Source organism: Pseudomonas sp. R4-84 (genome assembly GCF_054130985.1).
Map to the genome: position 1 here is coordinate 1,504,040 of NZ_CP096390.1, position 26,432 is coordinate 1,530,471.

21 protein-coding genes and 3 pseudogenes are annotated in these 26,432 nt (G+C 59.0%); 15 read left to right on the forward strand and 9 right to left on the reverse strand.

The features are described from left to right. The first annotated feature begins 35 nt into the window (after positions 1-35). From aceK to M1D68_RS07140, 5 genes are all read left to right on the forward strand, one after another. Entirely contained in the window at positions 36-1,757 is a 1,722-nt protein-coding gene (aceK, locus tag M1D68_RS07120; RefSeq protein ID WP_434650242.1) for a bifunctional isocitrate dehydrogenase kinase/phosphatase, read from the forward strand. 209 nt (positions 1,758-1,966) lie between these two features. Next, positions 1,967-5,878, forward strand: a complete 3,912-nt coding sequence (hrpA, locus tag M1D68_RS07125) for an ATP-dependent RNA helicase HrpA (RefSeq protein WP_457969805.1) — start codon at positions 1,967-1,969, stop codon at positions 5,876-5,878. Between the two features lie 240 nt (positions 5,879-6,118). Next, positions 6,119-7,240: a beta-ketoacyl-ACP synthase III gene (locus M1D68_RS07130; RefSeq protein WP_457969807.1), complete on the forward strand. Its 1,122-nt coding sequence runs from the start codon at positions 6,119-6,121 to the stop codon at positions 7,238-7,240. 289 nt (positions 7,241-7,529) lie between these two features. Next, complete coding sequence (locus M1D68_RS07135; protein WP_434562888.1) at positions 7,530-8,840, forward strand: OprO/OprP family phosphate-selective porin; 1,311 nt, start codon at positions 7,530-7,532, stop codon at positions 8,838-8,840. 140 nt (positions 8,841-8,980) lie between these two features. Then, positions 8,981-10,105 (forward strand): GNAT family N-acetyltransferase, encoded by a 1,125-nt coding sequence (locus tag M1D68_RS07140; protein ID WP_457969809.1) that lies wholly within the window; start codon positions 8,981-8,983, stop codon positions 10,103-10,105. A gap of 163 nt (positions 10,106-10,268) precedes the next feature. Here the strand turns inward: M1D68_RS07140 and M1D68_RS07145 are convergent, their stop codons facing one another. The 4 genes from M1D68_RS07145 to M1D68_RS07160 all read right to left on the reverse strand — a co-directional run bounded on the left by M1D68_RS07145 (position 10,269) and on the right by M1D68_RS07160 (position 14,495). Next, a complete protein-coding gene (locus M1D68_RS07145) occupies positions 10,269-12,101 on the reverse strand; it encodes an ABC transporter ATP-binding protein (RefSeq protein WP_434562893.1) in 1,833 nt (610 codons plus the stop codon). Between the two features lie 84 nt (positions 12,102-12,185). Next, the gene (locus M1D68_RS07150) at positions 12,186-12,749 is read right to left on the reverse strand and encodes a peptidylprolyl isomerase (RefSeq protein ID WP_434562895.1); all 564 of its coding nucleotides are present in this window, start codon (positions 12,747-12,749) and stop codon (positions 12,186-12,188) included. A gap of 4 nt (positions 12,750-12,753) precedes the next feature. Next, positions 12,754-13,557 (reverse strand): alpha/beta fold hydrolase, encoded by an 804-nt coding sequence (locus tag M1D68_RS07155; protein ID WP_434562897.1) that lies wholly within the window; start codon positions 13,555-13,557, stop codon positions 12,754-12,756. Between the two features lie 14 nt (positions 13,558-13,571). Continuing rightward, positions 13,572-14,495 carry a LysR family transcriptional regulator gene (locus tag M1D68_RS07160; RefSeq protein WP_256233402.1) on the reverse strand — a complete coding sequence of 308 codons (924 nt, stop codon included), beginning with the start codon at positions 14,493-14,495 and terminating at the stop codon, positions 13,572-13,574. A 50-nt stretch (positions 14,496-14,545) separates the two neighbouring features. Between M1D68_RS07160 and M1D68_RS07165 the strand changes: the two genes are divergently transcribed. The 3 genes from M1D68_RS07165 to M1D68_RS07175 all read left to right on the forward strand — a co-directional run bounded on the left by M1D68_RS07165 (position 14,546) and on the right by M1D68_RS07175 (position 16,818). Next, positions 14,546-14,860: a 3-phosphoglycerate kinase gene (locus tag M1D68_RS07165; protein WP_434610172.1), complete on the forward strand. Its 315-nt coding sequence runs from the start codon at positions 14,546-14,548 to the stop codon at positions 14,858-14,860. A gap of 150 nt (positions 14,861-15,010) precedes the next feature. Continuing rightward, complete coding sequence (locus tag M1D68_RS07170; RefSeq protein WP_434650249.1) at positions 15,011-15,610, forward strand: FMN-dependent NADH-azoreductase; 600 nt, start codon at positions 15,011-15,013, stop codon at positions 15,608-15,610. 341 nt (positions 15,611-15,951) lie between these two features. After that, positions 15,952-16,818 carry a carboxylate/amino acid/amine transporter gene (locus tag M1D68_RS07175; protein WP_420766658.1) on the forward strand — a complete coding sequence of 289 codons (867 nt, stop codon included), beginning with the start codon at positions 15,952-15,954 and terminating at the stop codon, positions 16,816-16,818. Between the two features lie 110 nt (positions 16,819-16,928). Here M1D68_RS07175 and M1D68_RS07180 read toward each other — a convergent pair whose 3' ends face one another. Then, on the reverse strand, positions 16,929-18,227 hold the full coding sequence (locus M1D68_RS07180) for a mechanosensitive ion channel family protein (RefSeq protein ID WP_457969812.1): 1,299 nt from the start codon (positions 18,225-18,227) through the stop codon (positions 16,929-16,931). A 192-nt stretch (positions 18,228-18,419) separates the two neighbouring features. Between M1D68_RS07180 and M1D68_RS07185 the strand changes: the two genes are divergently transcribed. Beyond that, positions 18,420-19,766 carry a DEAD/DEAH box helicase gene (locus M1D68_RS07185; RefSeq protein ID WP_434650253.1) on the forward strand — a complete coding sequence of 449 codons (1,347 nt, stop codon included), beginning with the start codon at positions 18,420-18,422 and terminating at the stop codon, positions 19,764-19,766. 223 nt (positions 19,767-19,989) lie between these two features. On the opposite strand, the gene M1D68_RS07190 is transcribed toward M1D68_RS07185, so the two are convergent. Then, on the reverse strand, positions 19,990-20,265 hold the full coding sequence (locus M1D68_RS07190; protein ID WP_434562903.1) for a hypothetical protein: 276 nt from the start codon (positions 20,263-20,265) through the stop codon (positions 19,990-19,992). 245 nt (positions 20,266-20,510) lie between these two features. On the opposite strand from M1D68_RS07190, the pseudogene M1D68_RS07195 reads away from it, so the two are divergent. From M1D68_RS07195 to M1D68_RS07210, 4 genes and pseudogenes are all read left to right on the forward strand, one after another. Next, positions 20,511-21,005 (forward strand): annotated as a pseudogene (locus M1D68_RS07195) (POTRA domain-containing protein); the annotation flags it as partial. A 73-nt stretch (positions 21,006-21,078) separates the two neighbouring features. After that, on the forward strand, positions 21,079-21,780 hold the full coding sequence (locus M1D68_RS07200) for a transposase (protein ID WP_457969815.1): 702 nt from the start codon (positions 21,079-21,081) through the stop codon (positions 21,778-21,780). Between the two features lie 234 nt (positions 21,781-22,014). After that, positions 22,015-22,284, forward strand: a complete 270-nt coding sequence (locus M1D68_RS07205; protein WP_434562911.1) for a hypothetical protein — start codon at positions 22,015-22,017, stop codon at positions 22,282-22,284. 137 nt (positions 22,285-22,421) lie between these two features. After that, on the forward strand, positions 22,422-22,853 hold the full coding sequence (locus tag M1D68_RS07210) for a hypothetical protein (protein ID WP_434562913.1): 432 nt from the start codon (positions 22,422-22,424) through the stop codon (positions 22,851-22,853). Between the two features lie 65 nt (positions 22,854-22,918). Here M1D68_RS07210 and M1D68_RS07215 read toward each other — a convergent pair. Continuing rightward, a pseudogene (locus M1D68_RS07215) lies at positions 22,919-23,161 on the reverse strand (IS4 family transposase); the annotation flags it as partial. 40 nt (positions 23,162-23,201) lie between these two features. After that, positions 23,202-24,395, reverse strand: coding sequence for an IS4 family transposase (locus M1D68_RS07220; protein ID WP_434562915.1), 1,194 nt, complete (start codon positions 24,393-24,395; stop codon positions 23,202-23,204). A 264-nt stretch (positions 24,396-24,659) separates the two neighbouring features. On the opposite strand from M1D68_RS07220, the gene imm45 reads away from it, so the two are divergent. Next, on the forward strand, positions 24,660-24,998 hold the full coding sequence (gene imm45, locus M1D68_RS07225) for an Imm45 family immunity protein (protein WP_420766645.1): 339 nt from the start codon (positions 24,660-24,662) through the stop codon (positions 24,996-24,998). Between the two features lie 196 nt (positions 24,999-25,194). Here imm45 and M1D68_RS07230 read toward each other — a convergent pair whose 3' ends face one another. Beyond that, positions 25,195-25,467 carry a hypothetical protein gene (locus tag M1D68_RS07230; protein ID WP_420766644.1) on the reverse strand — a complete coding sequence of 91 codons (273 nt, stop codon included), beginning with the start codon at positions 25,465-25,467 and terminating at the stop codon, positions 25,195-25,197. Positions 25,468-26,147: 680 nt separating this feature from the next. On the opposite strand from M1D68_RS07230, the pseudogene M1D68_RS07235 reads away from it, so the two are divergent. Then, positions 26,148-26,428, forward strand: a pseudogene (locus M1D68_RS07235) (HigA family addiction module antitoxin). Positions 26,429-26,432: the final 4 nt, after the last annotated feature.

Genomic DNA, 26,432 nt, shown 5'->3' on the forward strand with positions numbered 1-26,432 from the left:
GCCAATAACAAGCATGACCCGCCGAGGTTTACCCTATGCCGCAGCCATGGCCCGCGACCGATATCGCCCGTTCGATCCTCGACGGTTTCGACGATTATCGTGAGCATTTCCGGCAGATCACCGACGGCGCTCGCGCCCGGTTCGAGCAGGCGCAATGGTTGGAGGCGCAGGCGGCCTCAGCGGCGCGCATCAATCTGTATGAAGAAAAAGTCTTCGAAACCGTCGCCCGGTTGCGCCAGGCCTTTAGCGCCGAGGCCTTGATGGACGTCGGTTGCTGGCCATTGGTGAAGAGCGCCTATATCAGCCTGATCGACCTGCGCTTCGACGATGAATTGTCGGAGACCTGGTACAACTCGATCTTCTGCGGCCTGTTCAGCCATGATCTGATCAGCGACGGCACCATGTTCATCCACACGACCCGGCCGAGCCTGCGTCGTGCTCGCGCGGCACAGACCCGCACCTATAAACCCGAAGGGCAACTGGACAAAATGCTCGCGGCGATCTTCGCCGATTATCGCTTCAGTGAAGAGTACGCCGACCTGCCCGGCGACCTGCGACGTCTCGAAAGCCAGCTACGCGAAAACCTGCCGGATTGGGTCTGCAAGGACCCGGAACTGACGGTCGAACTGTTTTCCTCGGTGCTCTATCGCAACAAGGGTGCCTACCTGGTGGGCCGCATCTACACCCGTGACGATCAGTGGCCCCTGGTGATCCCGTTGCTGCACCGCGAAGGCCGGGGTATCCAGATCGACGCGCTGATCACCGACGAGGCGCAGGTGTCGATCATCTTCTCGTTCACCCGTTCGTATTTCATGGTGGACGTGCCGGTGCCGGCGGAATTCATTGGCTTTCTCAAGCGCATCCTGCCGGGCAAGCACATTGCCGAGCTGTACACTTCGATTGGTTTCTACAAGCACGGCAAGTCGGAGTTCTACCGGGCGCTGATCAACCATCTGGCGAACACCGATGACCAGTTCATCATGGCGCCTGGCGTGCGCGGCATGGTCATGAGCGTGTTCACCCTGCCGGGCTTCAACACCGTGTTCAAGATCATCAAGGACCGTTTCTCGCCGTCGAAGAACGTCGACCGGGCCACGGTCATCGAGAAATACCGATTGGTGAAAAGCGTTGACCGGGTCGGGCGCATGGCCGACACCCAGGAGTTCGCCGACTTCCGCTTCCCCCTGAGCAAATTCGAGCCGGCCTGCCTGGAAGAACTGCTGGATGTGGCGCCGTCCACGGTGTCGGTGGAGGGCGACACGGTGTTGATCCGCCACTGCTGGACCGAACGCCGGATGACGCCTCTGAACCTCTACCTGGAAAACGCCAACGAAGCTCAGGTGCGCGAGGCGCTGGAAGATTATGGCCTGGCGATCAAGCAACTGGCGGCCGCCAATATCTTCCCCGGCGACATGCTGCTCAAGAACTTCGGCGTAACCCGCCATGGCCGCGTGGTGTTCTACGACTACGATGAGATCTGCTTTCTCACCGAGGCCAACTTCCGCCATATCCCCCAGCCGCGTACGCCGGAAGATGAGATGGCGTCCGAGCCCTGGTATTCCATCGGCCCGCTGGACGTTTTCCCTGAAGAGTTCCCGCCGTTCCTGTTCGCCGACGCCGGGCAGCGCAAGCTGTTCGACCAGTTGCACGGCGAGTTGTACAACGCTGACTACTGGAAAGGCCTGCAGGACGCGATCCGGGCGGGAAAGGTGATTGATGTGTTCCCGTATCGGCGTAAAGACCTGGACAGCGAATAACCAGCAGGCAAGCAAAAGCCACCTGTGGGAGCGAGCTTGCTCGCGATGACGGTGTGCCAGTTAACATCAACGATTGCTGATCCACCGCTATCGCGAGCAAGCTCGTTCCACAAGGGGACGGTGGTGAGGCCACTTCTGGTGTTCGGCGCAATAGCCGCAAATCTGCGACAATCGCCCCCTCGCTCAAACCGACGAACCCTCCGTACCTGATGACTGACCAAACCCCCGCTATCGACAAACTGCTGAAAAACCTCGATCACGCCATGCTCGCCGACCGGCACCGGTTGCGGCGGCAGTTGCTCGAGCTGCGCAAGAAGCCCGACGAGGCCAAGCTGGCCCAGTGGGTAGCGCGGATGCAAGCGTCGTGCGACCTGGTGCTGGCGCGCAAGGCGAGCGTGCCGTCGATTCGCTACGACGACAACTTGCCGATCGCCGCCAAGCGCGACGAGATCAAGGAGGCGCTGCTCAAGCATCAGGTGCTGATCATCGCCGGCGAAACCGGCTCGGGCAAAACCACCCAGTTGCCGAAGATCTGCCTGGAGATCGGCCGTGGCCAGCAGGGTTTGATCGGCCACACCCAGCCACGCCGCATCGCCGCCCGCAGCGTGGCGAGCCGTGTCGCCGAAGAGCTGGCGACCCCCCTGGGGGCGCTGGTGGGTTATCAGGTGCGTTTCGAGGACCAGAGCGACGCCAACACGCTCATCAAGTTGATGACCGATGGCATCCTGCTGGCGGAAACCCAGAACGACCGCTACCTCGAACGCTACGACACGATCATCGTCGACGAAGCCCACGAGCGCAGCCTGAATATCGACTTCCTGCTGGGCTACCTCAAGACCCTGTTGCCGCGTCGCCCCGATCTGAAAGTCATCATTACGTCGGCGACCATCGACCTGGAGCGTTTCTCCAAGCACTTCGATGACGCTCCCATCGTCGAAGTCTCGGGCCGCACCTTCCCGGTGGAAACCTGGTATCGCCCGCTGACCCTTGAGCAAGACGAGGAGGGTAACCGGGTCGAGGATGACTTGACCGTCGACCAGGCGATTCTCGCCACCCTCGACGAAATCGCTGCCTACGAGCGCAGCGAACGGCGCAGCCCCGGCGACGTGCTGGTGTTCCTGCCGGGCGAGCGGGAGATTCGCGACGCCGCGGAAATGCTGCGCAAGGCCCAACTCAAGCACACCGAGATCCTGCCGCTGTACGCGCGCTTGTCGCCGGCCGAACAACAACGGATCTTCCAGTCCCACCCGGGCCGTCGCGTGGTGCTGGCCACCAACGTCGCCGAAACCTCATTGACCGTGCCGGGTATCCGCTACGTAATCGACAGCGGCACCGCGCGCATCAGCCGCTACAGCTATCGCGCGAAGGTCCAGCGCCTGCCCATCGAAGCCATATCCCAGGCCAGCGCCAACCAGCGCAAAGGCCGTTGCGGGCGGGTCGAGCCGGGGATCTGCGTGCGGTTGTACAGCGAAGAGGATTTCATCAGTCGCCCTGAATTCACCGATCCGGAAATCCTGCGCACCAACCTGGCGGCGGTGATCCTGCAGATGCTGCACCTGCGTCTCGGCGAGATCACCGATTTCCCGTTCATCGAGCCGCCGGACGGCAAGGCCATCAGCGACGGATTCAACCTGCTGCAAGAATTGTCGGCGGTGGATCGAAACAGCCAATTGACGCCGTTGGGTCGGCAATTGGCGCGTTTGCCGGTGGATCCGCGCATGGGCCGCATGCTGTTGGAAGCAGCGAAGCTGGGCAGCCTGCAGGAAGTGCTGATTGTCGCCAGCGCCATGTCGATCCAGGATCCGCGCGAGCGTCCGCCCGAGCGCCAACAGGCCGCCGACCAGGCTCACGCCCAATGGAAGGACGTGGATTCGGACTTCGCCGGGCTGGTCAATCTGTGGCGAGGTTTCGAAGAACAGCGCCAGGCCCTGACCGCCAACCCGCTGCGCAACTGGTGCCGCAAGAACTTCCTCAACTACCTGCGCCTGCGCGAATGGCGTGATTCCCACCGCCAGTTGAGCCTGATCTGCCGCGACATGCAGTTGAGCCTCAACAAAGAGCCGGCCGATTACCCGAAACTGCACAAGGCGGTGCTCTCGGGGCTGTTGAGCCAGATCGGCCAGAAAACCGAAGACGGCGATTACCTCGGCGCTCGCCAGCGGCGCTTCTGGGTCCATCCATCGTCAGGCCTGGGCAAGAAGCGTCCGCAGTGGCTGATGACCGCCGAACTGGTGGAAACCACCAAGTTGTACGCGCGCATGGTGGCGAAGATCGAGCCGGACTGGATCGAACCGCTGGCGGGGCACCTGATCAAGAAAAACCACTTCGAGCCCCATTGGGAGAAGAAGCGCGGGCAAGTGGTGGCTTATGAGCAGATCACCTTGTTCGGGCTGATCGTCGTTGGTCGTCGGCCCGTTCACTACGGGCCGGTGGACCCGGTGGTGTCCCGTGAATTGTTCATCCACGAGGCGCTGGTGCGTGGCGAGATCCAGTCCAAGGCCAAGTGCCTGAGCGCCAATACGCGGTTGCTTGAACAACTCGACGAGCTCGAAGCCAAGGCCCGTCGCCGCGACATCCTCGCGGACGAGGAAACGCTGTTCGCCTTCTACGACGCGCGCCTGCCTGCCGAAATTCATCAGACCGCGACGTTTGACAGCTGGTATCGGATCAACAGCCAGAAAGATCCGCAGCTGTTGATCATGCGCGAAGAAGACGTGCTGGCCCGGGAGGCCAGCGAGGTGACGGCCAACCAGTACCCCGACACCTTGCGCGTCGGCGACTTGACGTTGCCGTTAAGCTATCACTTCGAGCCCAACCATCCCCGCGACGGCGTCACGTTGCGTGTACCGGCGCCGCTGCTGCCGATGCTGCCACCTGAGCGCCTGGAATGGCTGGTGCCGGGGATGATCGAAGCCAAGTGCATCGCGTTGGTGCGCAACCTGCCCAAGGCCTTGCGCAAGAACTTCGTGCCGGTGCCGGACTTCGTCAAGGCCGCGTTGCAACGCATCACGTTTGCCGAAGGTTCGTTGCCGCAATCCCTGGGGCGCGAATTGCTGCGCATGACCGGTGCGCGGGTCAGCGATGACGCCTGGGCGGAAGCGGCGCAGCAGGTAGAAAGCCATTTGCGCATGAACCTGGAAATCGTCGATGGCCAGGGCAAGTTCCTCGGTGAAGGCCGCGACCTGGCCGAGCTGACGGCGCGTTTTGCCGAGGCCAGCCAGGCCGCCTTGGCCGTGCCGCAAACAGCCAAGAGCCAGGAACCGGTGGAGGCGAAAGTCTTCGCACCGGTGGCCGAGAAAACCCAGCAGAAGATCGCCGGGTTGTCGATGACGGTGTACCCGGCGTTGGTGGAAGAGGGCGGCGTGGTCAAGGAAGGGCGCTTTCCGACCCCGGCCGAAGCCGAGTTCCAGCACCGTCGTGCCTTGCAGCGTTTGCTCATGCAGCAATTGGCCGAAACGGCGAAATTCCTCCGTGGCAAGCTGCCGGGATTGACGGAGTTGGGCCTGCTCTATCGTGAATTGGGGCGCGTCGACGCTCTGGTGGAAGACATCCTGCTGGCGAGCCTCGACAGCTGCATCCTCGAAGGCGAGCCGAGCCTGCCCCGTGACGGTGCCGCGCTGGCGGCCCTGGCCGAACGCAAGCGCGGCGGCTGGACCGAGCACGCCGAACGCCTGGCGAAGCTGACCCTGGACATCCTCAAGCTCTGGCACGGCCTGCAAAAACGCTTCAAGGGCAAGATCGACCTGGCCCAGGCCGTGGCGCTGAACGACATCAAGCAACAGCTCGGCCACCTGGTGTACCCAGGCTTCGTGCGGGAAACCCCGCATCAATGGCTCAAGGAACTGCCGCGCTATCTCAAGGCAATCGAGCAACGTTTCGAGAAGCTGGGCAGCCAGGTCCAGAAGGACCGGGTCTGGAGCGGCGAGCTCTCCAATCTCTGGGCTCAATACCAGGCCCGCGCCAGCAAACACGCCCAGGAAGGCAAGCGCGACCCGCAACTGGAGCTCTACCGTTGGTGGCTGGAGGAATTCCGCGTGTCGCTGTTCGCCCAGCAGCTGGGGACCAAGGTGCCGATTTCCGACAAGCGCCTGGGTAAGCAGTGGGGGTTGGTGGAGGGTTGAACAGACCACCACCTATTCCCTGTGGATTCTTGTCTGGTAAAAGGGAACATGGGCCAAAAGCCAGCGTTTATGGCAAACTTCGCGCCTATAAATACCGGTCCCGTGGTTTTGCGCTTCAAGGTCACGGGCGGATCGGAATAAAGCGATGCCAGGGCTGCTTCCCCGGGATGGGAAAAGTCCCTTTGCGTGTTGGTACGTCGGTGCCAATACTTTCTGCCTGAACAGAATAGAGACACGACCATGCATAACGTCGTCATCAGCGGCACCGGCCTGTACACCCCGGCCAACAGCATCTCCAACGAAGAGCTGGTGCAATCCTTCAATACTTACGTCGCGCAGTTCAACGCCGATAACGCCGAGGCCATCGAGCGCGGCGAAGTGCAAGCATTGACCGAATCCAACGCCGCGTTCATCGAAAAGGCTTCCGGCATCAAGAGCCGCTTTGTCATGGACAAGGACGGCATCCTCGACCCACAACGCATGACGCCGCGCCTGCCCGAGCGCTCCAATGACGAGTGGTCGGTGCTCTGCGAAATGGCCGTCGGCGCGGCGAAGCAGGCCCTGGAGCGCGCCGGTCGCACCGCCGCCGACATCGACGGCGTAATCGTGGCCTGTTCGAACTTGCAGCGTCCATACCCGGCCATCGCCATCGAAGTACAGGAAGCCCTGGGCATCGAAGGTTTCGGTTTCGACATGAACGTGGCCTGTTCTTCGGCGACGTTCGGCATCCAGGCCGCCGCCAACAGCGTTCAACTGGGCCAGGCTCGGGCGATCCTCATGGTCAACCCGGAAGTCTGCACAGGCCACCTGAATTTCCGTGACCGCGACAGCCACTTCATCTTCGGCGACGCGGCCACCGCCGTGATCATCGAGCGGGCGGACCAGGCCACGTCGCCGTATCAGTTCGATGTGGTCAGCACCAAGCTGCTCACCAAGTTTTCCAACAACATCCGCAACAACTTCGGCTTCCTCAACCGCGCGGCGGAGGAGGGCATCGGCACCCGGGACAAACTGTTCGTTCAGGAAGGACGCAAGGTGTTCCGCGACGTCTGCCCGATGGTGGCTGAACTGATCGGCGCCCATTTGGAGGAAAACCAGCTGAACGTCGGCGAAGTGAAGCGATTCTGGCTGCATCAGGCCAACCTGAGCATGAACCAGCTGATCGTGCGCAAGTTGCTGGGACGCGAAGCCAGCGAAGAGGAGGCCCCGGTGATCCTCGACCGCTACGCCAACACCAGCTCCGCCGGCTCGGTGATTTCGTTCCACCTGTATCAGCACGACCTGCCCAGCGGCTCCGTCGCGGTGCTCAGCTCGTTTGGCGCCGGCTATTCGATCGGCAGCGTGATCCTGCGCAAGCGTTGATCTCTCGTTCAATGTAAAAAAACTCCTGTGGGAGCGAGCCTGCTCGCGAAGGCGGAAGATCTGTCAACTTGAATCTGACTGATCCACCGCCTTCGCGAGCAGGCTCGCTCCCACATTTTTGTGGCATTTCTGTTATTCCCTTTCGAAGTAAAAAGTTCCGCTGTCATAAAATCTTTATGTGATAGCAACTTGCCTGACACACCCCGTCGCCAAGATCCCCTCCCAACACCAGCGGGCCCAGTTCCGCGTGTTTTCTAACGCATAGACTACCAACTAGGGGAATTCTTCGATGATCCGTAAGCACTTCGCAGGTTTTGCCGCCAGCGCTCTGGCAATGGCAGTAACCGCCCAGGCTTTCGCCGGCACCGTGACCACAGACGGCGCCGATATCGTGGTCAAGACCAAGGGCGGCCTGGAGGTCGCTACCACTGACAAAGAGTTCAGCTTCAAGCTCGGCGGTCGTTTGCAGGCTGACTACAGCCAGTTCGATGGCATCTACACCGACAACGGTGACAAGGCCGATGCCGCTTACATCCGCCGTGGCTTCCTGGAGTTGTCCGGTGTGCTGTACACGGACTGGGCCTACACCATCAACTACGATTTCTCCCACAACAGCGGCGATTCCGATAACGGCTACTTCGACGAAGCTTCCTTGGCCTACAACGGCTTCAAGCCGGTTTCGATCAAGGTCGGCCGTTTCGACCCGGATTTCGGCCTGGAAAAAGCCACCAGCTCCAAATGGGTCACCGCACCTGAGCGTAATGCCGCCTACGACCTGATCGACTGGGCCAACGGCCACCAGAACGGCCTGGGCCTGCAAGCATCCGGCGTCTTCGCTGATTCGTTCTACGTCTCGGCCGGTGTGTTCAGCAAAGACACCGACGACACCGACGGCAACAGCATCAAGCAAGCCAATGGTCGTTTCGTGTTCGCCCCGATGCACGAAGCTGGCAACGTGCTGCACTTCGGTTTGAACGTGGCCTCGCGTGACGTTTCGGACACCGCATTCGACGCTCGTTATCGCTCCCGTCTGGGCATGCGTGGCGTTGAAACCCTGGGCGGCAATGACGCCGGCCCTAACGGCAACCGTCCGGTCCTGGGCGGCGCCAACAACTCGCCGGCCGGTTCCTACGACACCGACACCGCCTTCGGTCTGGAAGCCGCTTTCGCCATGGGCCCAGCGTCTATCCAGGGTGAATACATCAGCCGCAAGACCAAGGCTGACAGCGACGCCTTCGAAGACCTCAAAGGTCACGGCTTCTACGTCCAGGGTGCCTACACCCTCACCGGTGAATCCCGTGGCTATAAACTCGGCAAATTCGACGCCATCAAGCCTCAGAACAAATCCATCGGCGCTTGGGAAGTGTTCTACCGCTTCGACAGCATGACCGTCGAAGACGACAACATCACCACCGCCTCGGCGACCCGCGAAGTGGGCGATGCCGAAGCCAAGGTGCACAACCTGGGTGTGAACTGGTACGCCAACGAAGCGGTGAAAATCACCGGTGCCTACGTCAAGGCCAAGACCGATAAAGTCACCAACGCCAATGGCGATGATGATGGCGACGGTTTCGTAGTCCGTGCCCAGTACGTGTTCTAAGCCCTTTTGACCTGATACACCGCTGCACTTTCATCCGTTACAGCTCCTTTGAACCCCGCCTCTGGCGGGGTTTTTTTATCCCCTTGCGATTCGGATCGGCGATACTCGCCCAATCCGTCGTCTGGATATCGGGGAACCGCATGCCGCTTCACGTCTTGGACAGCCTGTCCGCCATCGCGCCACATGAGTGGGACGCGCTGGTGCCCGTCAACCAACCCTTCCTGCGCCACGCTTTTCTCACCGCCCTGGAAGACAGCGCCAGCCTGGGTTCGCATTCCGGGTGGCAGCCCGAGCATCTGCTGCACCTTGAAGAAGGGCGGCTGCTGGCGGCCTTGCCCTGCTATCGCAAATGGCATTCCTACGGTGAGTACGTGTTCGATCATGGCTGGGCCGACGCTTGTGCCCGGGCCGGCATCGACTATTACCCCAAGCTACTGACGGCGGTGCCATTCAGTCCGGTGAGCGGCCCGCGACTGCTGACGGCGCGTGTTGAGGATGGCTTGGAACTGCTGGGCAGCCTGCCGGGCTATCTGGAGATCGAAGGGCTATCCAGCGCCCACATCAACTTCACCGACGCCTTCACCGACGAGGCATTGGCCAGGCAGGAGGGCTGGTTGCAGCGAATCGGTTGCCAGTACCACTGGCAGAATCGCGGCTATCGGGATTTTCAGGATTTCCTTGACGCGCTCAGTTCCCGCAAGCGCAAGCAGATGCGCAAGGAGCGCGAGCAGGTGGCGGGGCAGGGCATTGATTTCGAATGGCTGGAAGGCCATCAATTGGACGAGGCGCAGTGGGATTTTGTCTACGCCTGTTACGCCAACACTTACGCGGTGCGTCGTCAGGCGCCTTATCTGACCCGTGCTTTTTTCAGCCTGCTGGCCGAACGCATGCCCGAGGCCATTCGCGTGGTACTGGCCAAGCAAGGTTCACGGCCGGTGGCGATGGCGTTCAGCCTGTTGGCGGGCGACAGTTTTTATGGGCGTTATTGGGGCTGCCTGGCAGAGTTCGATCGGCTGCATTTCGAGACGTGTTTCTATCAAGGCATGGACTACGCGATTGCCAACGGCGTGCAGCGTTTTGACGCCGGGGCCCAGGGTGAGCACAAGTTGATTCGCGGCTTCGAACCGGTGATCACCCGTTCATGGCACTACCTTCGCCATCCGGGCTTGAAAGCGGCGGTGGCGGATTTTCTTGCGCGCGAGCATGAGGGCGTGATGGCGTATGCCGAAGAAGCGAAAACGGCACTGCCTTATCGGCAGTGCTGAGGATGTCTGAGGCTTGGTGGCGAGGGAGCTTGCTCCCGCTGGACTGCGCAGCAGGCCCCTGCGGTGTATCTGACACATCGCAGTGCCAGATACAGTTTGGGGCTGCTACGCAACCCAGCGGGAGCAAGCTCCCTCGCCACGGGGTTTTGTGCATAACCAGGGTTCAGTCGATCCCGACGAACCCACCCGTCTGATGCTGCCACAGCCGCGCGTACAACCCACCCTGGGCCAGCAACTCGGCATGGCTGCCGGTCTCGGCGATGCGACCCTTCTCCAGCACCACCAGCCGGTCCATCCGGGCGATGGTGGAGAGGCGGTGGGCGATGGCGATCACGGTTTTGCCTTGCATCAGCGTCTCGAGGCTTTCCTGGATGGCCGCCTCGACTTCCGAGTCCAGCGCGGAGGTCGCTTCGTCCATGATCAGGATTGGCGCGTCCTTGAGCAGCACCCGGGCAATAGCGATGCGCTGACGCTGGCCGCCAGAGAGCTTCACGCCGCGCTCGCCCACGTGGGCATCGAAACCGGTGCGGCCCTCAGCGTCCGAGAGCAACGGGATGAATTCATCGGCCCGGGCCTTGTGTACCGCTTCCCAGAGTTGCGCGTCGGTGGCGTCGGGCTTGCCGTAAAGCAGGTTGTCGCGAATCGAACGGTGCAGCAGCGACGTGTCCTGGGTGATCATGCCGATGCGTGCGCGCAGGCTCTCCTGGCCGACGTGGGCGATGTCCTGGCCGTCGATGAGGATGCGCCCGCCCTGCACGTCATAAAGGCGCAGCAGCAGGTTGACCAAGGTCGATTTGCCGGCGCCGGACGGGCCGATCAGGCCGATTTTCTCGCCCGGCTTGATCACCAGGTTGAGGTCGCTGATCACGCCGCTTTTCTTGCCGTAGTGAAAATCCACCTGCTCGAAACGCACTTCGCCCTGGGCCACCGCCAACGGCTTGGCCTGATCTCGGTCGGTGACGCTGACGGGCTGGGAGATGGTCTGCAAACCGTCCTGGACCATGCCGATATTCTCAAAAATGCCGGTGACCACCCACATGATCCAGCCGGACATGTTGACGATGCGGATCACCAGTCCGGTGGCCAGTGCAATCGCGCCGACGCTGATCAGCGACTGGGTCCACAGCCACAGCGCCAGGGCTGTGGTGCCGACGATCAGCAGCCCGTTCATGCTGGTGATGACCACATCCATGCTGGTCACGACGCGACCGGCGAGCTGGGCTTTTTGAGTCTGCTCTTCGATGGCTTCGCGAGCGTATTGCTGTTCGAAGTTGGTGTGGGCGAACAGCTTCAGGGTGGTGATGTTGGTGTAGCCATCGACGATCCGCCCCATGAGCTTTGAACGGGCATCGGAGGACACCACCGAGCGTTCCTTGACCCGGGGGACGAAGTAATAGAGCGCGCCGATGTAGGCGGCGATCCACATCAACAGCGGGATCATCAGGCGCCAATCGGCTTCGGCGAACAGCACCAGCGAGCTGACGGCGTAGATCAGCACGTGCCACAACGCATCCACGGCCTGCACCGCCGAGTCCCGCAGCGAGTTGCCGGTCTGCATGATGCGTTGGGCGATACGCCCGGCAAAATCGTTCTGGAAGAAGTTGAGGCTCTGCTTGAGCACATAGCTGTGGTTTTGCCAGCGGATCAGGCTGGTCATGCTGGGGCTCAGGGTCTGGTGAACCAGCAAGTCATGCAGGGCGACAAAAATCGGCCGAAGAACCAGTGCGACCACCGCCATCCAGGCCAGTTCGAGGCCGTGGAGCTTGAAGAACTCTGCGTTGGGCGTGGCCTGGGTCAGGTCGATGATGCGGCTCAGGTAGCTGAACAGCGCCACTTCGATCAGCGCGCCGATCAGGCCGACCACCAGCAGCACGGCGAAGCTGGGCCAGACCTGTTTCAGGTAATACGTGTAAAAGGGCAGGACGCGGTTCGGCGGGGCCGAAGTCGGGGCGTCGCGGAAGATGTCGATCAGTTTTTCGAAACGGCGATAAACCATGGGGTACCTAGCCCGGGCAGGGCTCTCCTTTTTTGCTGTGGGCGGCGCGGGATCGCCGACGCCGCCCAGGCTTGCCCTGTGGGTTTAGTCGATGCGCTTGGCCGACTTGATGATCACAGGGTCGACCGGCACGTTTTGCATGCCTTGCTTGGTGGTGGTCTGGGAGTTGACGATGATGTCCACCACGTCCATCCCCTTGACCACCTTGGCGAACACCGCGTAACCAGCGTCGCGACCCGGATCCAGGAAGGCGTTGTCGGCCACGTTGATGAAGAACTGGCTGGTGGCCGAATCCGGGTTGGATGTGCGGGCCATCGACAAGGTGCCGCGTACGTTGTGCAGCCCATTGCTGGCTTCGTTCTTGATCGGCGCCTTGGTGTCTTTCTGTTGCATCTGTTGGGTGAAACCGCCGCCCTGGGCCATGAAGCCCGGGATCACACGGTGGAAAATCGTGTTGTTGTAGAAGCCGCTGTCAACGTACTCAAGAAAATTCTTGGTACTGATAGGGGCCTTGACCGGGTCCAGTTCGATTTCAATCTGACCGTTGGTGGTGTCCAGCAATACGTGAGGGGCCTTGGCCGGTTGCGCGGCCATCAGGTTGGCAGCAAAGAGGACGGAGCCGGCGGCGAGGGCGATTTTTTTCAGCATGGGTTCAGTGATCCTGAGTAGTGGAATCGATTGCGATCAAGAATTCGAGCAGGGTTTGGTTGAAGCGTTCGGGTTGATCCAGCGGCGTAGCGTGCCGTGAATCGGTGATGACTGCCAGTCGTGCGTCAGGCAAACGCTTTGAATAGGCTTCTTTCAGCGCCACCGGGGTGTAGTCGTGGTCGGCGCAAATGATGAGGGTTGGACAGGCAACTTGCGACAGGCGTTCCTGTACGCCCCAGCCGACAATGGCGTCGAAGCTGGCCAGATAAGCACGTTTGTCATTCATTGCCCAGCGCCGGGCCATTTCCAGGCGCAACTCGGTCTGTTCGGGCTTGGGGAACAGCTTGGCACCGAGGGCCTTGCCGATGGTTTCCAGGCTGAGCAGCCGCATCAGGCTCCAGCGCTTGAACCATTGCCAGCAATCGTCGGGCGTGCGGACCTTGACCTCCGGGGCGCTGTTGACGATACACAGGCTCTTGACCCGCGCGGGTTCGTCCACGGCCAGTTGGAAGCAGATCATGCCGCCCATGGACCAGCCCACCAGATGCACCGCGCCCAGGCCGAGGTAATCGATCAGGGCGCTCAGGTCGTCGCTGAACCCTTCGATGCTGTAGCGCTCACGCGGCTTGTCGGACCGACCGTGTCCGCGCACATCCAACACGATCAGGCGATAGCGGGCGGACAGCACCGGGATCTGCTTTTCCCAATCCCGTGTGCTGGAGCCCAACCCGTGGACCAGCACCAGGGGCGCGCCGTGGCCATATTCCTCATAGTGCAGGTTGCAACCTTCGTGCGCAAAATAGGCCATCGGCGAGTTCCTTGTCAGGCTTGTTCAGGTGCGGCGAACGGCGCATCCAGCGGCGCGGTATCAAAGGTGCGCAGCAGCTCGATGAGGATTTGCGTGGCCGGGCCCAGAGGTTTTTCCTTGTTGGAGAACAGATAGAAAGTCGAGTTGCGGCTGCCTCCTTGCTCCAAGGGTAGACGCTTGAGCAAGCCTTCCTTGAGCTCTCGTTCGATCATGTGCCGCGGCAGCCAGGCGAACCCCAGGCCGCTGCCGACAAACGTCGCGGCGGTGGCCAGGCTGCCTACGGTCCAGCGTTGTTCGGCACCGAGCCAGCCGACGTCCCTGGGCTGCTGGCGACCGGAGTCGCGGATGACCACTTGCAGCTGGCTTTCCAGGTCCTGGAAACTCAGTTCGCGGTTGAGGCGATGCAGGGCATGTTCGGGGTGGGCCACCGCGACGAATTCGACGTCGCTCAACTCCGCGCCCAGGTAACCAGGGATGCTGAAGCCGCTGATGGCCAGGTCGGCCACGCCTTCGAGCAGCACTTCTTCGACGCCCGACAACACTTCTTCGCGCAGGCGCACCCGGCAGCCCCGGCTTTGTGGCATGAATGCCGTGAGGGCGCGGACGAGGCGGGCGTTGGGGTAGGCCGCATCCACCACCAGACGCACTTCCGCTTCCCAGCCTTGCTCCATGTGGTGGGCCAGGTCTTCCAGTTGGCTGGCCTGCTTCACCAGTTGCCGCGAGCGGCGCAGCAGCACGCCGCCGGCCTCGGTCAGCACCGCCTTGCGTCCATCGATGCGCAGCAGCGGCACGCCGAGCTGGTCTTGCATGCGAGCCACGGTGTAGCTCACCGACGATTGCGAGCGGTGCAGCACTTCGGCGGCCTGGGCGAAACCACCGTGGTCCACCACCGCCTGCAACGTTCGCCATTGATCAAGGGTCACGCGGGGCGCTTTCATATTGAGCTCCTCTTGTCCTAAGCTGGCGGTCCCTTGGTGGAGACTGCCGAATGAAAAAAATCTGTTGTGCGGTGCTGGCCCTGCTGCCGCTGACTGCATTTGCCTACCCGATCGATGTGGAAAAACACCTCAACGGCCTGAGCATCGACTACAACGCCTATGACACCGACGCCGACATCGGCTCGATCCAGGTCAACAACTACGGCAGCACCGATGCAACCTGCAAAGTAGTGTTCCGCAACGGCCCGGAGGCGCCGCGCACCCGCACCATCGAAGTCGCCGCCGGCAAGTTCAAGAACGCCACCGCCAAGTTCAACCGCAACATCATCAAGCTGCGCATCGAGCTGACCTGCAAGCCGAAATAGCCAGCGGCGGGGCGGCATCACAAAGCTTGCTCCGCTTATAAACGAAAATATCGATGGTTCGCAGCAATTATTTGCGCTTTTTCATCGATATGATCACGCTTAACCTTCACTCCATCGACTGACAACATTCTCAGATGGAGCCTACAAGCCATGTCCCGCGTCCTGATCATCGAAAGCAGCGCCCGCCAGCAAGATTCGGTTTCCCGTCAACTGACCCAAACGTTTATCAGCCAGTGGAAAGCCGCGCACCCGGCCGATGAGATCAGCGTCCGCGACCTGGCAATCAATCCGGTGCCGCACCTGGATGCCAACCTGCTGGGCGGCTGGATGAAGCCTGCCGAGCAACGCAACGACATCGAGAACGCTTCGCTGGAACGCTCCAACGAACTGACTGACGAGCTGCTGGCCGCCGACGTCCTGGTGATGGCGGCGCCGATGTACAACTTCGCCATTCCCAGCACTTTGAAAGCCTGGCTCGACCATGTGCTGCGTGCTGGTGTGACCTTCAAATACACCCCCACCGGTCCTCAAGGTCTGCTGACCGAAAAGCGCGCCTTCGTGCTCACCGCTCGCGGCGGCATCCACGCCGGCGGCGCCACCGATCACCAGGAACCGTACCTGCGCCAAGTGATGGGTTTCATCGGTATCCACGACGTGACCTTCATTCACGCCGAGGGCATGAACCTGGGTGGCGACTTCCAGGAGAAGGGTTTGAACCAGGCCAACGCCAAGCTTTCCCAGGTCGCCTGAGCCGTTAATCTTCGGATAATCGCCGGGTGTTCTAGTGACTCGGCGCTTCCCTTCAAACCGTTTTGCGCATCGAACCTCCCTTCGCACTTTCACAGCTCCTGAGTGCACCCGCCCGATTGAACGCTTAAGCGAGATCGGGCTTTTTTTTGCCTGGGATATTCCATTCGCTGAATGCCCATGTGGGAGCGAGCTTGCTCGCGATAGCGGTGGATCAGCCATGTAGATGTTGGCCGGCCTGCCGCTATCGCGAGCAAGCTCGCTCCCACAGGGTTCAGTGTTCGGAGATTCGCGACAACCACCAAAACCCGCTATCTTCGCCGCCATTCAAAACGAGGGGCGGTATGGGCTATCTACTTTTTGTAACGCTGATCCAGGCGTTTTCCTTCAGCCTGATCGGCGAATACCTGGCGGGGCATGTCGACAGTTATTTCGCGGTGCTGGTGCGGGTCGTGCTGGCGGGGCTGGTGTTCATCCCCCTGACGCGCTGGCGCCAGGTCGAGCCGTCGTTCATGCGCGGCATGCTGTTGATCGGTGCCTTGCAGTTTGGTGTGACCTACGTCTGCCTCTACCTGAGTTTCCGGGTGTTGACGGTCCCGGAAGTGCTGCTGTTCACCATCCTTACACCCCTGCACGTGACCTTGATCGAAGACGCCCTCAATCGGCGCTTCAATCCCTGGGCATTGGTTGCGGCGCTGGTGGCCGTGGCCGGTGCGGCGGTGATTCGTTATGACAGGATCAACCCGGACTTCTTCATGGGTTTCCTGCTGCTGCAACTGGCCAACTTCACCTACGCGGCCGGGCAGGTGCTTTACAAGCACTTGGTGGCGCGTCACCCAAGCGATCTGCCGCATTACCGGCGTTTCGGTTATTTCTACCTCGGTGCATTGATGGTGGCGTTGCCGGCGTTCCTGCTGTTCGGCAAAGCCGACTTCTGGCCGCAAGCGCCGTTGCAGTGGGGCGTGCTGGTCTTTCTCGGCCTGGTTTCCACCGCGTTGGGCCTCTACTGGTGGAACAAAGGCGCGTGCCTGGTCAACGGCGGCACGCTGGCGGTGATGAATAACCTGCACGTGCCGGTGGGGTTGCTGGTGAACCTGCTGATCTGGAACCAGCACGAGGCGCTGGGGCGGTTGGTGTTGGGTGGTTCGGTGATACTGGCGGCGGTGTGGATCAGTCGGTTGGGGGTTCGCCAACCGCTCGTTACACGCTGACCTCTGTGGGAGCGAGCCTGCTCGCGATGGCGTTGTATCAGTCAGCATCTATGTTTCTGACACACTGCTATCGCGAGCAAGCTCGCTCCCAAAGGCGAATGGGGTTGGCTTTAGACCGCCTGCTTCTCCGGCTCCGACAAGTGACTCGCCCCCAGCGCCGCCGGCAGCAGTCCCGCCCGCAAATCCGTGCCGCTCGGCTGCTGGTACAAGCCCAGCCCGAACTCCGGCATCACCGCCAGCAGGTAATCGAAAATATCCCCCTGGATGCGCTCGTAGTCGGCCCACACGGTGGTACCCGTGAAGCAGTAGATCTCCAGCGGGATCCCTTGGGCGGTGGTCTGTAGCTGCCGGACCATGCAGGTCATGTTCGGCTGGATCTCGGGGTGGCTTTTCAGATAGGCCAGGGCATAGGCGCGAAAGGTGCCCAGGTTGGTCATGCGCCGACGGTTGGCCGACATCGCCGCGACGTTGCCCTGGGCTTCGTTCCAGGCCTTGAGCTCGGCCTGTTTGCGGCCGATGTAATCAGTCAGCAGGCGAACCTGGGACAGGCGCTGCTCTTCGTCGTCATGCAGGAAGCGCACGCCACTGGCGTCGATGAACAGGCTGCGCTTGATCCGTCTTCCGCCGGATTGCTGCATGCCGCGCCAGTTCTTGAACGACTCGGACATCAACCGCCAGGTGGGGATCGAGACGATGGTCTTGTCGAAATTCTGCACCTTCACCGTGTGCAGCGTGATGTCCACTACATCACCGTCGGCGCCCACTTGTGGCATTTCGATCCAATCGCCAACCCGCAGCATGTCGTTGCTGGTCAGCTGCACGCTGGCGACGAACGACAGCAGGGTGTCCTTGTAGACCAACAGGATCACCGCCGACATCGCACCCAGGCCCGACAGCAGCAACAGCGGCGAACGATCGATCAGCGTGGCGACAATGATGATCGCGCCAAACACGTACAACACCATTTTCGTGAGCTGCACGTAGCCCTTGATCGAGCGGGTGCGCGCGTGTTCGGTGCGGGCGTAGACGTCCAGCAGGGCGCTGAGCAAGGCGCTGATGGCCAGCAACATGAACAGGATGGTGAAGGACAGCGCGACATTGCCCAGGAAAATCATGCTGGTCTTGCTCAGCCCTGGCACCAGGTGCAAGCCGAACTGAATGATCAGCGACGGCGTCGTCTGCGCCAGGCGATGAAAAACTTTGTTCTGGCGCAGGTCGTTGACCCAGTGCAGCGCCGGCTGGCGGCCGATCAGCTTGGCGCCGTGCAGGGTTAAATAGCGCGCCACCCGTCCAAGCACCAGCGCGATCGCCAGCAGCAACACCAGCGCAAGGCTCGAATGCAGGATCGGATGTTGATCAAGGGCGCCCCAGAAATCCTGGAGGTTGAGCCAGAGTTGTTTGATATCCATGGGCGAGACGGTTCTTTTATGAGCGCGAGGGGCGAATTAGAGCATTTTAAGCGGCGGGAAGTGACCGTTGATCGTGAATCCAATCATGACAACACACTGATTTGCTGCCGTTTGCATAAAGAAACTCGGCCTTCGCGCTCGAAACCGTTACCCTATGCAGCTGTTTTTTTGCATTTCTTCGAGGTAGCACCCGTGTTTTCCCAATTCGCCCTGCACGAACGCCTGCTCAAAGCCGTGGCCGAGCTTAAATTTGTCGAGCCAACGCCGGTGCAGGCAGCGGCTATTCCGCTCGCGCTCCAAGGGCGTGACCTGCGGGTGACGGCGCAGACCGGCAGCGGCAAAACGGCCGCGTTCGTGCTGCCGATCCTCAATCGCCTGATCGGCCCGGCCAAGGTCCGTGTCAGCATCAAGACGCTGATCCTGCTGCCAACCCGTGAACTGGCCCAGCAGACCTTGAAGGAAGTGGAGCGCTTCTCGCAGTTCACCTTCATCAAGTCCGGCCTGATCACCGGCGGCGAAGATTTCAAGGTCCAGGCCGCCATGCTGCGCAAGGTTCCGGACATCCTGATCGGCACCCCTGGGCGGATGATCGAGCAGCTGAACGCCGGCAACCTCGACCTCAAGGAAGTCGAAGTGCTGGTGCTCGACGAAGCCGACCGCATGCTCGACATGGGTTTTGCCGAAGACGTGCAACGCCTGGTAGACGAGTGCGTGAACCGCCAGCAGACCATGCTGTTCTCCGCCACCACCGGCGGTTCGGGCCTGCGCGAGATGATCGCCAAGGTGCTGAACAACCCCGAGCACCTGCAGCTCAACGCGGTCAGCCAGCTGAACTCCACCACCCGCCAGCAAATCATCACCGCTGACCACAACCAGCACAAAGAGCAGATCGTCAATTGGTTGCTGGCCAACGAGACCTACGAAAAAGCCATCATCTTCACCAACACCCGGGCCATGGCCGACCGCATCTACGGGCGCCTCGTTGCCCAGGAATACAAGGCGTTCGTGCTGCACGGCGAGAAGGATCAAAAGGACCGCAAGCTGGCCATCGACCGTCTGAAGCAGGGCGGCGTGAAAATCCTCGTCGCCACCGACGTCGCCGCCCGTGGCCTGGACGTGGAAGGCCTGGACATGGTCATCAACTTCGACATGCCCCGCAGTGGTGATGAATACGTTCACCGCATCGGCCGTACCGGTCGTGCTGGCAACGATGGCTTGGCGATCTCGCTGATTTGCCACGGCGACTGGAACCTGATGTCGAGCATCGAGCGCTACCTGAAGCAGAGCTTCGAGCGCCGCACCATCAAGGAAGTCAAAGGCACCTACAGCGGACCGAAGAAGGTCAAGGCATCGGGCAAGGCCGTTGGCGTGAAGAAGAAAAAGGTCGACGGCAAGGGCGACAAGAAAAAGACCGGCGCCAAGGCCCCGACCAAACGCAAGACCGCCAACCGCCCGAAGACCGACGCGCCGTCGCTGGTCAGCAAGGACGGCATGGCCCCGCTCAAGCGCCGCAAGCCAGAGGCGCCGGCGGCTGAGTGAAATCGCGTTAACGCTGTATAAAAAACCGGACCTTGGGTCCGGTTTTTTATTGAGGGAATTCCACAACCCTGTGGCGAGGGAGCTTGCTCCCGCTGGGCTGCGAAGCAGCCCTAAAACCAGCGACTCGGTGTGCCAGGAGCAAACGGGGGGCTTTTGTTGGGGCTGCTGCGCAGCCCAGCGGGAGCAAGCTCCCTCGCCACAAAAGCGGGTCGTGCCCGACTCATCACTCCGCCTTCTTCTGCGCCTCTTCCAACTCCTGCAGACGCTTGTCGATCAACTGGCACTTGTCCGGCACGTCCTTGCTGGATGTCTCCATGTTCATGGCCTGCAGTTCTTCATTCATCTCTTTTGCCTTGGATGGGTCCTGCTCGGTGAGCTTGGCGACTTTGTCCGCCAGCTGCTCACGCTTGATGGTGGCTTCTTCAGGCGTGCACGTAGCCCAGGCCGGCAGGGCGCAGGCGAGAGTGGCGGCGAGGGTGAGTTTGAGGAAGGTTTTCATGGCTCGGGCCTCGTATTCCTTTGATGGGCGGATATTTGGTTGAGGCTGGGCTGCGTTGGAAAGTTCATTTGATCGCCATGGCGGCGTCCTAGGGCGTGGCGGAACTCGCTTTTTCGGCCCCAGCTTGATTACAGATGAACGGACGCCTCGATCAACTCAAAGCACGCACGGTTGGTTGACGTCAAAATGATGGCTCATTAATATCGCGCCACTATTTTGATATTGCTTTTGTCGAGGGATCGAACATGTTCTCACCCGCCTTTTGGGCGAGGTTGTGCGTGGCTTTGCTGTGCCTTTCTCCGCTTTCCCTGGCTCACGCCGCTCCAACTCCCGGTGACACCGACCTGATCCGTGAACGCCAGAATCGCTTGCTCGAAGATCAGCGTCGGCGCCTCGAAGAGCTCAAGGATCTGCCGGGCAAGGAGACCAAGCCTGCCCAGCCGACCGCACCTGCCAACACCCGTTGTTTCCACATCAAAACCATTGAACTCAAGGGCGCCGACACCCTTTCCTCCAGCGAGCGCGAGCGCCTGCTCAAGCCCTATATCGACCAATGCCTGGGCGTGCCGCAGCTCAACGAACTGCTCAAAGTCATCACCGACTACTACATCGAGAAAGGCCTGGTCACCAGCCGTGCCTATCTGCCTCAGCAGGATTTGTCCGGCGGGCACCTGAGCGTGTTGGTAGTGGAGGGGCGACTGGAAGGCCTGAAGGGCGCCGAGAACAGTGGGTTGTCCGAGTGAGAGAAAAGGGGACAGATTTATTTTCTAAGCCTTTGCTACGCTGGAAGCTTCCACGGAGGAGAGGTCAAATATGCCCAGGATGGGACGTATTGTTTTGCCGAATTACCCACACCATATCGTGCAACGCGGTCACAACCGTCAGGTAGTTTTTGCGGTCCCCGAGGATTATCAACGCTACCTTACGGATCTGCGCGAGCTCAAGGACGCGTTTGGGGTCAGGGTCTACGCCTATTGTTTGATGACCAATCATGTTCATCTGTTACTGGCTCCGGGTGAGTCCATCGCTGGATTGGGACAGATGATGAAGGCTTTAGCGGCGCGAGCCACGCGTTGCCGCAATCGACTCGAAGGGCGCTCCGGTACGCTATGGGAAAGTCGTTACAAATCCAGCGTGGTGCAATCAGATGCCTATCTCCTTGCCTGTTGTCGTTACATTGAATTGAATCCCGTACGCGCTCAAATGGTGGCCGATGTGGCGGACTACCTTTGGTCGAGCTACAGAAGCAGGGTGGGTGATGGGCCTGACAGCGAATGGCTGGATGTCGATCCCTGCTTCGTTGCTCTAGGCGCTACGGCTTTGGAGCGGCGTCGTAGGTATGAGGCTTTCGTGTGCGAGGCCATACCTGCAGAGCAGGTCCGTTTGATCCGTGATGCGTTGCAGCGAGGCCAGTTGACTGGGACGGGACGCTTCGTTGATGAGGTAGAGCGGATAGTTGGTATCCGGGTAGAACAACGAGGTCAGGGGCGGCCAAGGGGGAGAGCAGAAAAATAAATCCGTCCCCTTTTTTTTCAATGCAACGTCTCGGCAATGAGGGTATCCAGGTCAATCAAATCCGTGGGGCTTGGGTGGCTGGTACTGACAGCGTTAACACTGCTCAATATCTCGAAAATATTGCTCATGGAATGTCAAAAGAAAACGCTGCCTTGAATACTTGGACAGGCCAAATATCCCAAAGATACGGATACGGAAAGGTCGATAAAATTGAAACCATTGGAGACATTACCTATGTCACCTTCAAAAAATAGACATTTGTTAGCGCAATTACTGGAAGGCAAGTTGCCAAGCACGGTGCTGAACATGATGCTGGAGGTCGATCCCCATTTAGATAAATATGCTTTGGCAAATATTTTTTTAGAAGAATATGATCGTTTGGATAGCAAAATCCTTCCGGTAATATGGCACTGGAAGAGCTCAAAGTCGATTAGAGGTATGTCTGATCGGCAGTTTGACGAGACGGTTTTGCTGTTGATGAGGGCTGCGGGTTACATGGTGTAAGTCAGCAGAAAAAAGGGGACAGATTTATTTTCTGAGCCTGTGATGATGGGGGCGATCCGGACCTGGTTGATCGCGTGGGAGGTAAACGCCGATGGGAAAATAAATCTATCCCCTTTTTTTGGGGGGGGAGCGGAATAATGGAAATGGATGATGAGTTTTTGGAAGTCAATGATTTAGATTGGTTTGCTTCTTATAAAGATGGGTTTCTTGCGCATTTTACGACTGGAGGAAAGGGGGGCGTTCCGCAGTCAATAAAAGAGTCCCTTTCTAAATATGAGTTGATATATGAGTATTTTGATTCGTTAAAAGAGTGCTTTGAGGTTGAGGTGGTCGAAGAGAATCTACCAGTGTTCAGCTCCGAAGCTCAACGGAATAGATACTTGCAGTCGTTTGTTTCTATGGCGAAAAAAGGGCTGTACAGTCATGATTTTAGTGGGGGAGAGTACAAGTTGGTCGCCAAACCCAAATGTGGTAAAAAGGGATCTGAGCTGCCCGCAGAAATTTTAAATATTATTTGCATGCTGTCAGTGGGCTCCAGTGAGGGTGTGAATAGTATTAGCGATTTTTGATGTTTGTGAGCAGCAGAACCGGGGACACCAGAACCGGGGACAGACCCTGAGGGATCCCCACAAATCTACTCCAGGCTCTGCGCCTGATAATGCACCTCGTCACGCAGGGCCTGCTCGAGCTTTTCTAAATGCTCTCGTCCGCCAAAGTCCGTGCAGCAACGCCAATACTCCAGCCCCAAGCGCCACAGCGAAAGCACCCGTCTATCTTTTAGGCTGTTGCTTTAATAACGCTGTTCCAATTTGCTTTCACGGGCCTGTAGCCCTGTCAGGAAGATGAGGTAGTTGGCCAGAGCCGCAATCAACAGCAGGGGCAGAACCGGGGACAGACCCTGAGGGATCCCCACAAATCTACTCCAAGCTCTGCGCCTGATAACGCACCTCGTCACGCAGGGCCTGCTCGAGCTTTTCTAAATGCTCTCGTCCGCCAAAGTCCGTGCAGCAACGCCAATACTCCAGCCCCAAGCGCCACAACGAAAGCACCCGTCTATCTTTTAGACTGTTGCTTTGATAACGCTGTTCCAATTTGCTTTCACGTGCCTGTAGCCCTGTCAGAAAGATGAGGTAGTTGGCCAGAGCCGCAATCAACAGCAGCGCCTCAATGCGCCGAGGGCAATGACTTCTATGCAGGTTCAGCCCCAACCCCAAGTGCTCACTTTTTACATCCCGGAAGCCTTCTTCGATCTGCATGCGCCTTTTATAAATCACGACGATTTTCGCCGGATTCCACTCACTGTGCTCCAGATTGCTCGCCAGCAACCAGGGTTCACGTTCACGTCTGGCGGACTGACGACTGAGCTTACTTTTGGCGATTGAACCTGTGACTCGTTGATGCTTTCGGCCTTTGGCCGAGTGCCGGACACAATACAAGTCGATGAAATGGGGAGCGCTACGGGTCATCTCGACATGGCCCAACGATCTGGGTGATGAAGTGGCCAGAGCATATAGGCTTTTCACGGGTTGCCAGTCAGCGCCACCAGTGCGATAAAGCTCACGATTTCGTATGCGAGCTACGTAATACCAGCCCTGTGCTGCCACCGCCTTCATCCATGGACGCCGAAAACCCGCGTCAGTTACCAAGATGGGAATACAGCCGTCAGGCAGTAGTTCAGCCAGTGTGTTGAGCAATCGTTTTTGGTATCTCGGGCAACTCTCACGCTCATGCACACTTTCATAAATGGGAAATGAGCGTCCGGCCAACGGAATCGCTGCTCTCAACAAGAACGCGTCTCCTGGGGCGTCAATTCGAGACCAGTCGACCAAAATCAATGGATGTTTTAGCGAGCCCAGCAACGCTCGTAACATCACCCAGTAGAACAGTGGGCGCTCTGCTCTGAGGTGCTGATTACCCAGCAATCGATCTACTCGCTTGATGGCATGTTTGGGGTAAGCCCGGCCTGGCATCGACCGCCCTAGTCCTGTCAGCGTCAGGCGACGGCCTTGCAGCAATGAACTAACACAACTCATCAACGTAGTCAGACGACGGGAATGGACAGAGGGAAGTGCTTGAGCGAGCGCTCTGTGTAAAAATCGGATGGCCTGCATGGGTTCGGGATCTTGTTTTTGCGTGGTGCAAACCAAGTTGCCGACTCATGCAGGTCTCTTCAATATTCCAACTTCTTGATTTTCCATAAGAAAATTCGGGGATCCCTCAGGGTCTGTCCCCGTTTTTCCGTCCCCGTTTTTCCTGGCAGGTTGGAGCAGGTGCACGGCAAAACAGGAAAACACATTGGCGAATATTATTTTGATTTGGTTGCTGTTCCTAATTCAAAGGACACATCTGGGTGGGCATGATTTGAGGGTTAAATAATGAAAGGTATCAAATTAGTCGATAGTCTGGCTCCAGCGATAACTCGTGGGCAGATATTCCGACTCCCTGCTAAATGGCCGTATGAGGAGATCGTAGATTTCATGGTCGTTGATATTCCGGACGACCAGTACGGGCATTCTATTGCCGTTGCGTCCGGTAATAAGGCGGGGCTTTTGGTGGTGCGCCTACCTCTTGAAAGTCGTTTTTCAGATACCCGAGAGATTTCAAGGGAATGGCTGATTAAGAACTGGGCCAAATGGATCTATCCCGATTGCCCTGTTGAGAAGGTTTATTTATTTAAGCAAGCAGCGATTCCGTCTAATTTTGTAGGTCGTTAAGTGTTGGCTTGTCCTTAAAAGGATGTCTAGTCCTGAAATAGGTTTACAGCCGTTTCAGGACCAGACAATACAAACCTTAAATGAGAGCACAGATGGAGCTAAGCAGAACCGGGGACAGACTACGTTATCTGTGTCCCTGGTTTTCTTTAGCTTTCCGCACATGTGAAAACGGCGACCCAAAGGTCGCCCGTTTTCGTCACTCAGCAGCTTGCGCCCGCAACCGTCTCCCAATTACATCCAGCACGTCACACCCATCACGCAACGCTATCGTCAGCATTTTGCAAAAGTCCGAAAGCACAACCGTATCGGAGCTGATATCCGAACGAAACGCGATGTTTTCCAGCAGTTGGGTCACGGTGCGGATGCGGTAGTCGGCGGTTTCGAAGAGGACGTCGAGTGGGGCTTCGGTGTCGATGAGCAGGGTGGCGGGCGTGCAGTCGACGCCAGTGATGGGCATGAATCTAGTCATAGCAAGAGCCTCGGAAGTTGATGAGTCTCTCTGTTTATTCGGGTCGCCAAACCCGGTCGCCTTTTTGGGCGACGAGGGACTATAAGCTGGTCCACTCCGGAGCCACAAGACGCCGCTTTCTGAGCTTTATGTAGGACGTTTGGCCTGGCATTTGTCGGCTTAAAGCAAGCGACTGCTGCGCAGTCGAGCGGGAGCAAGCTCCCTCGCCACGGGGCGGTGCTCGGCTAGATTGTGCTTATCCGCATCAGTGGCCGCAGGGCTTGGCCTCTTAGCGTCCGTTGGGATGCGGATAAGTCCTCGTTTCTTCCATTTACGAGCTGTTTTGTCATCTGTCCGTTTGTAGGAAGTTTCAACCTTCGAGCGGGATCCTTCGTACTTCTATACGGGACGCGTCTGATTTCAGAAGGACGGTTTCGACAGTAGTCTCTTTGGTCAAAGGTGCGCCGCGTCGAACCATTGGTCTGATCAGTATGTGGTTGGCGTGGTGGGCTACACCGAACGGCGAGGCGATGAGGTCTGCATGTCTCCACCCGATAGCTACTAAATAGAAGGCATACGTTATGTCGGAAACATCGAAAACCGATTGGGAGCGCCTGCTCAAGATGAACGACTCGGACATCGATACCAGCGATATACCTCCGCTAGACGAGGACTTCTTCCACCGCGCCGAGCTGATTAACATGCACAACCCTCCCCATCCCGGGGTGTTCATTACTGAGACTTATCTAGAGCCCAACGGCATCAGCAGCCGTGAGCTGGCAGTAAAACTCGATGTAGCCCCCTCGGCACTGAACGGTGTCTTGAAGGGCACTAGCCCCGTGTCGCCCGAAATGGCGATGCGGCTGTCTGTAGTATTTGGCCGCTCGCCGGAGAGTTGGCTGGCGATGCAGGATGCTTACGATCTCTGGGTGGCTCGTCAGCACATTGATTTGTTGTAGTTAAGAAGCTCGCTTTCGCCTGAGCCA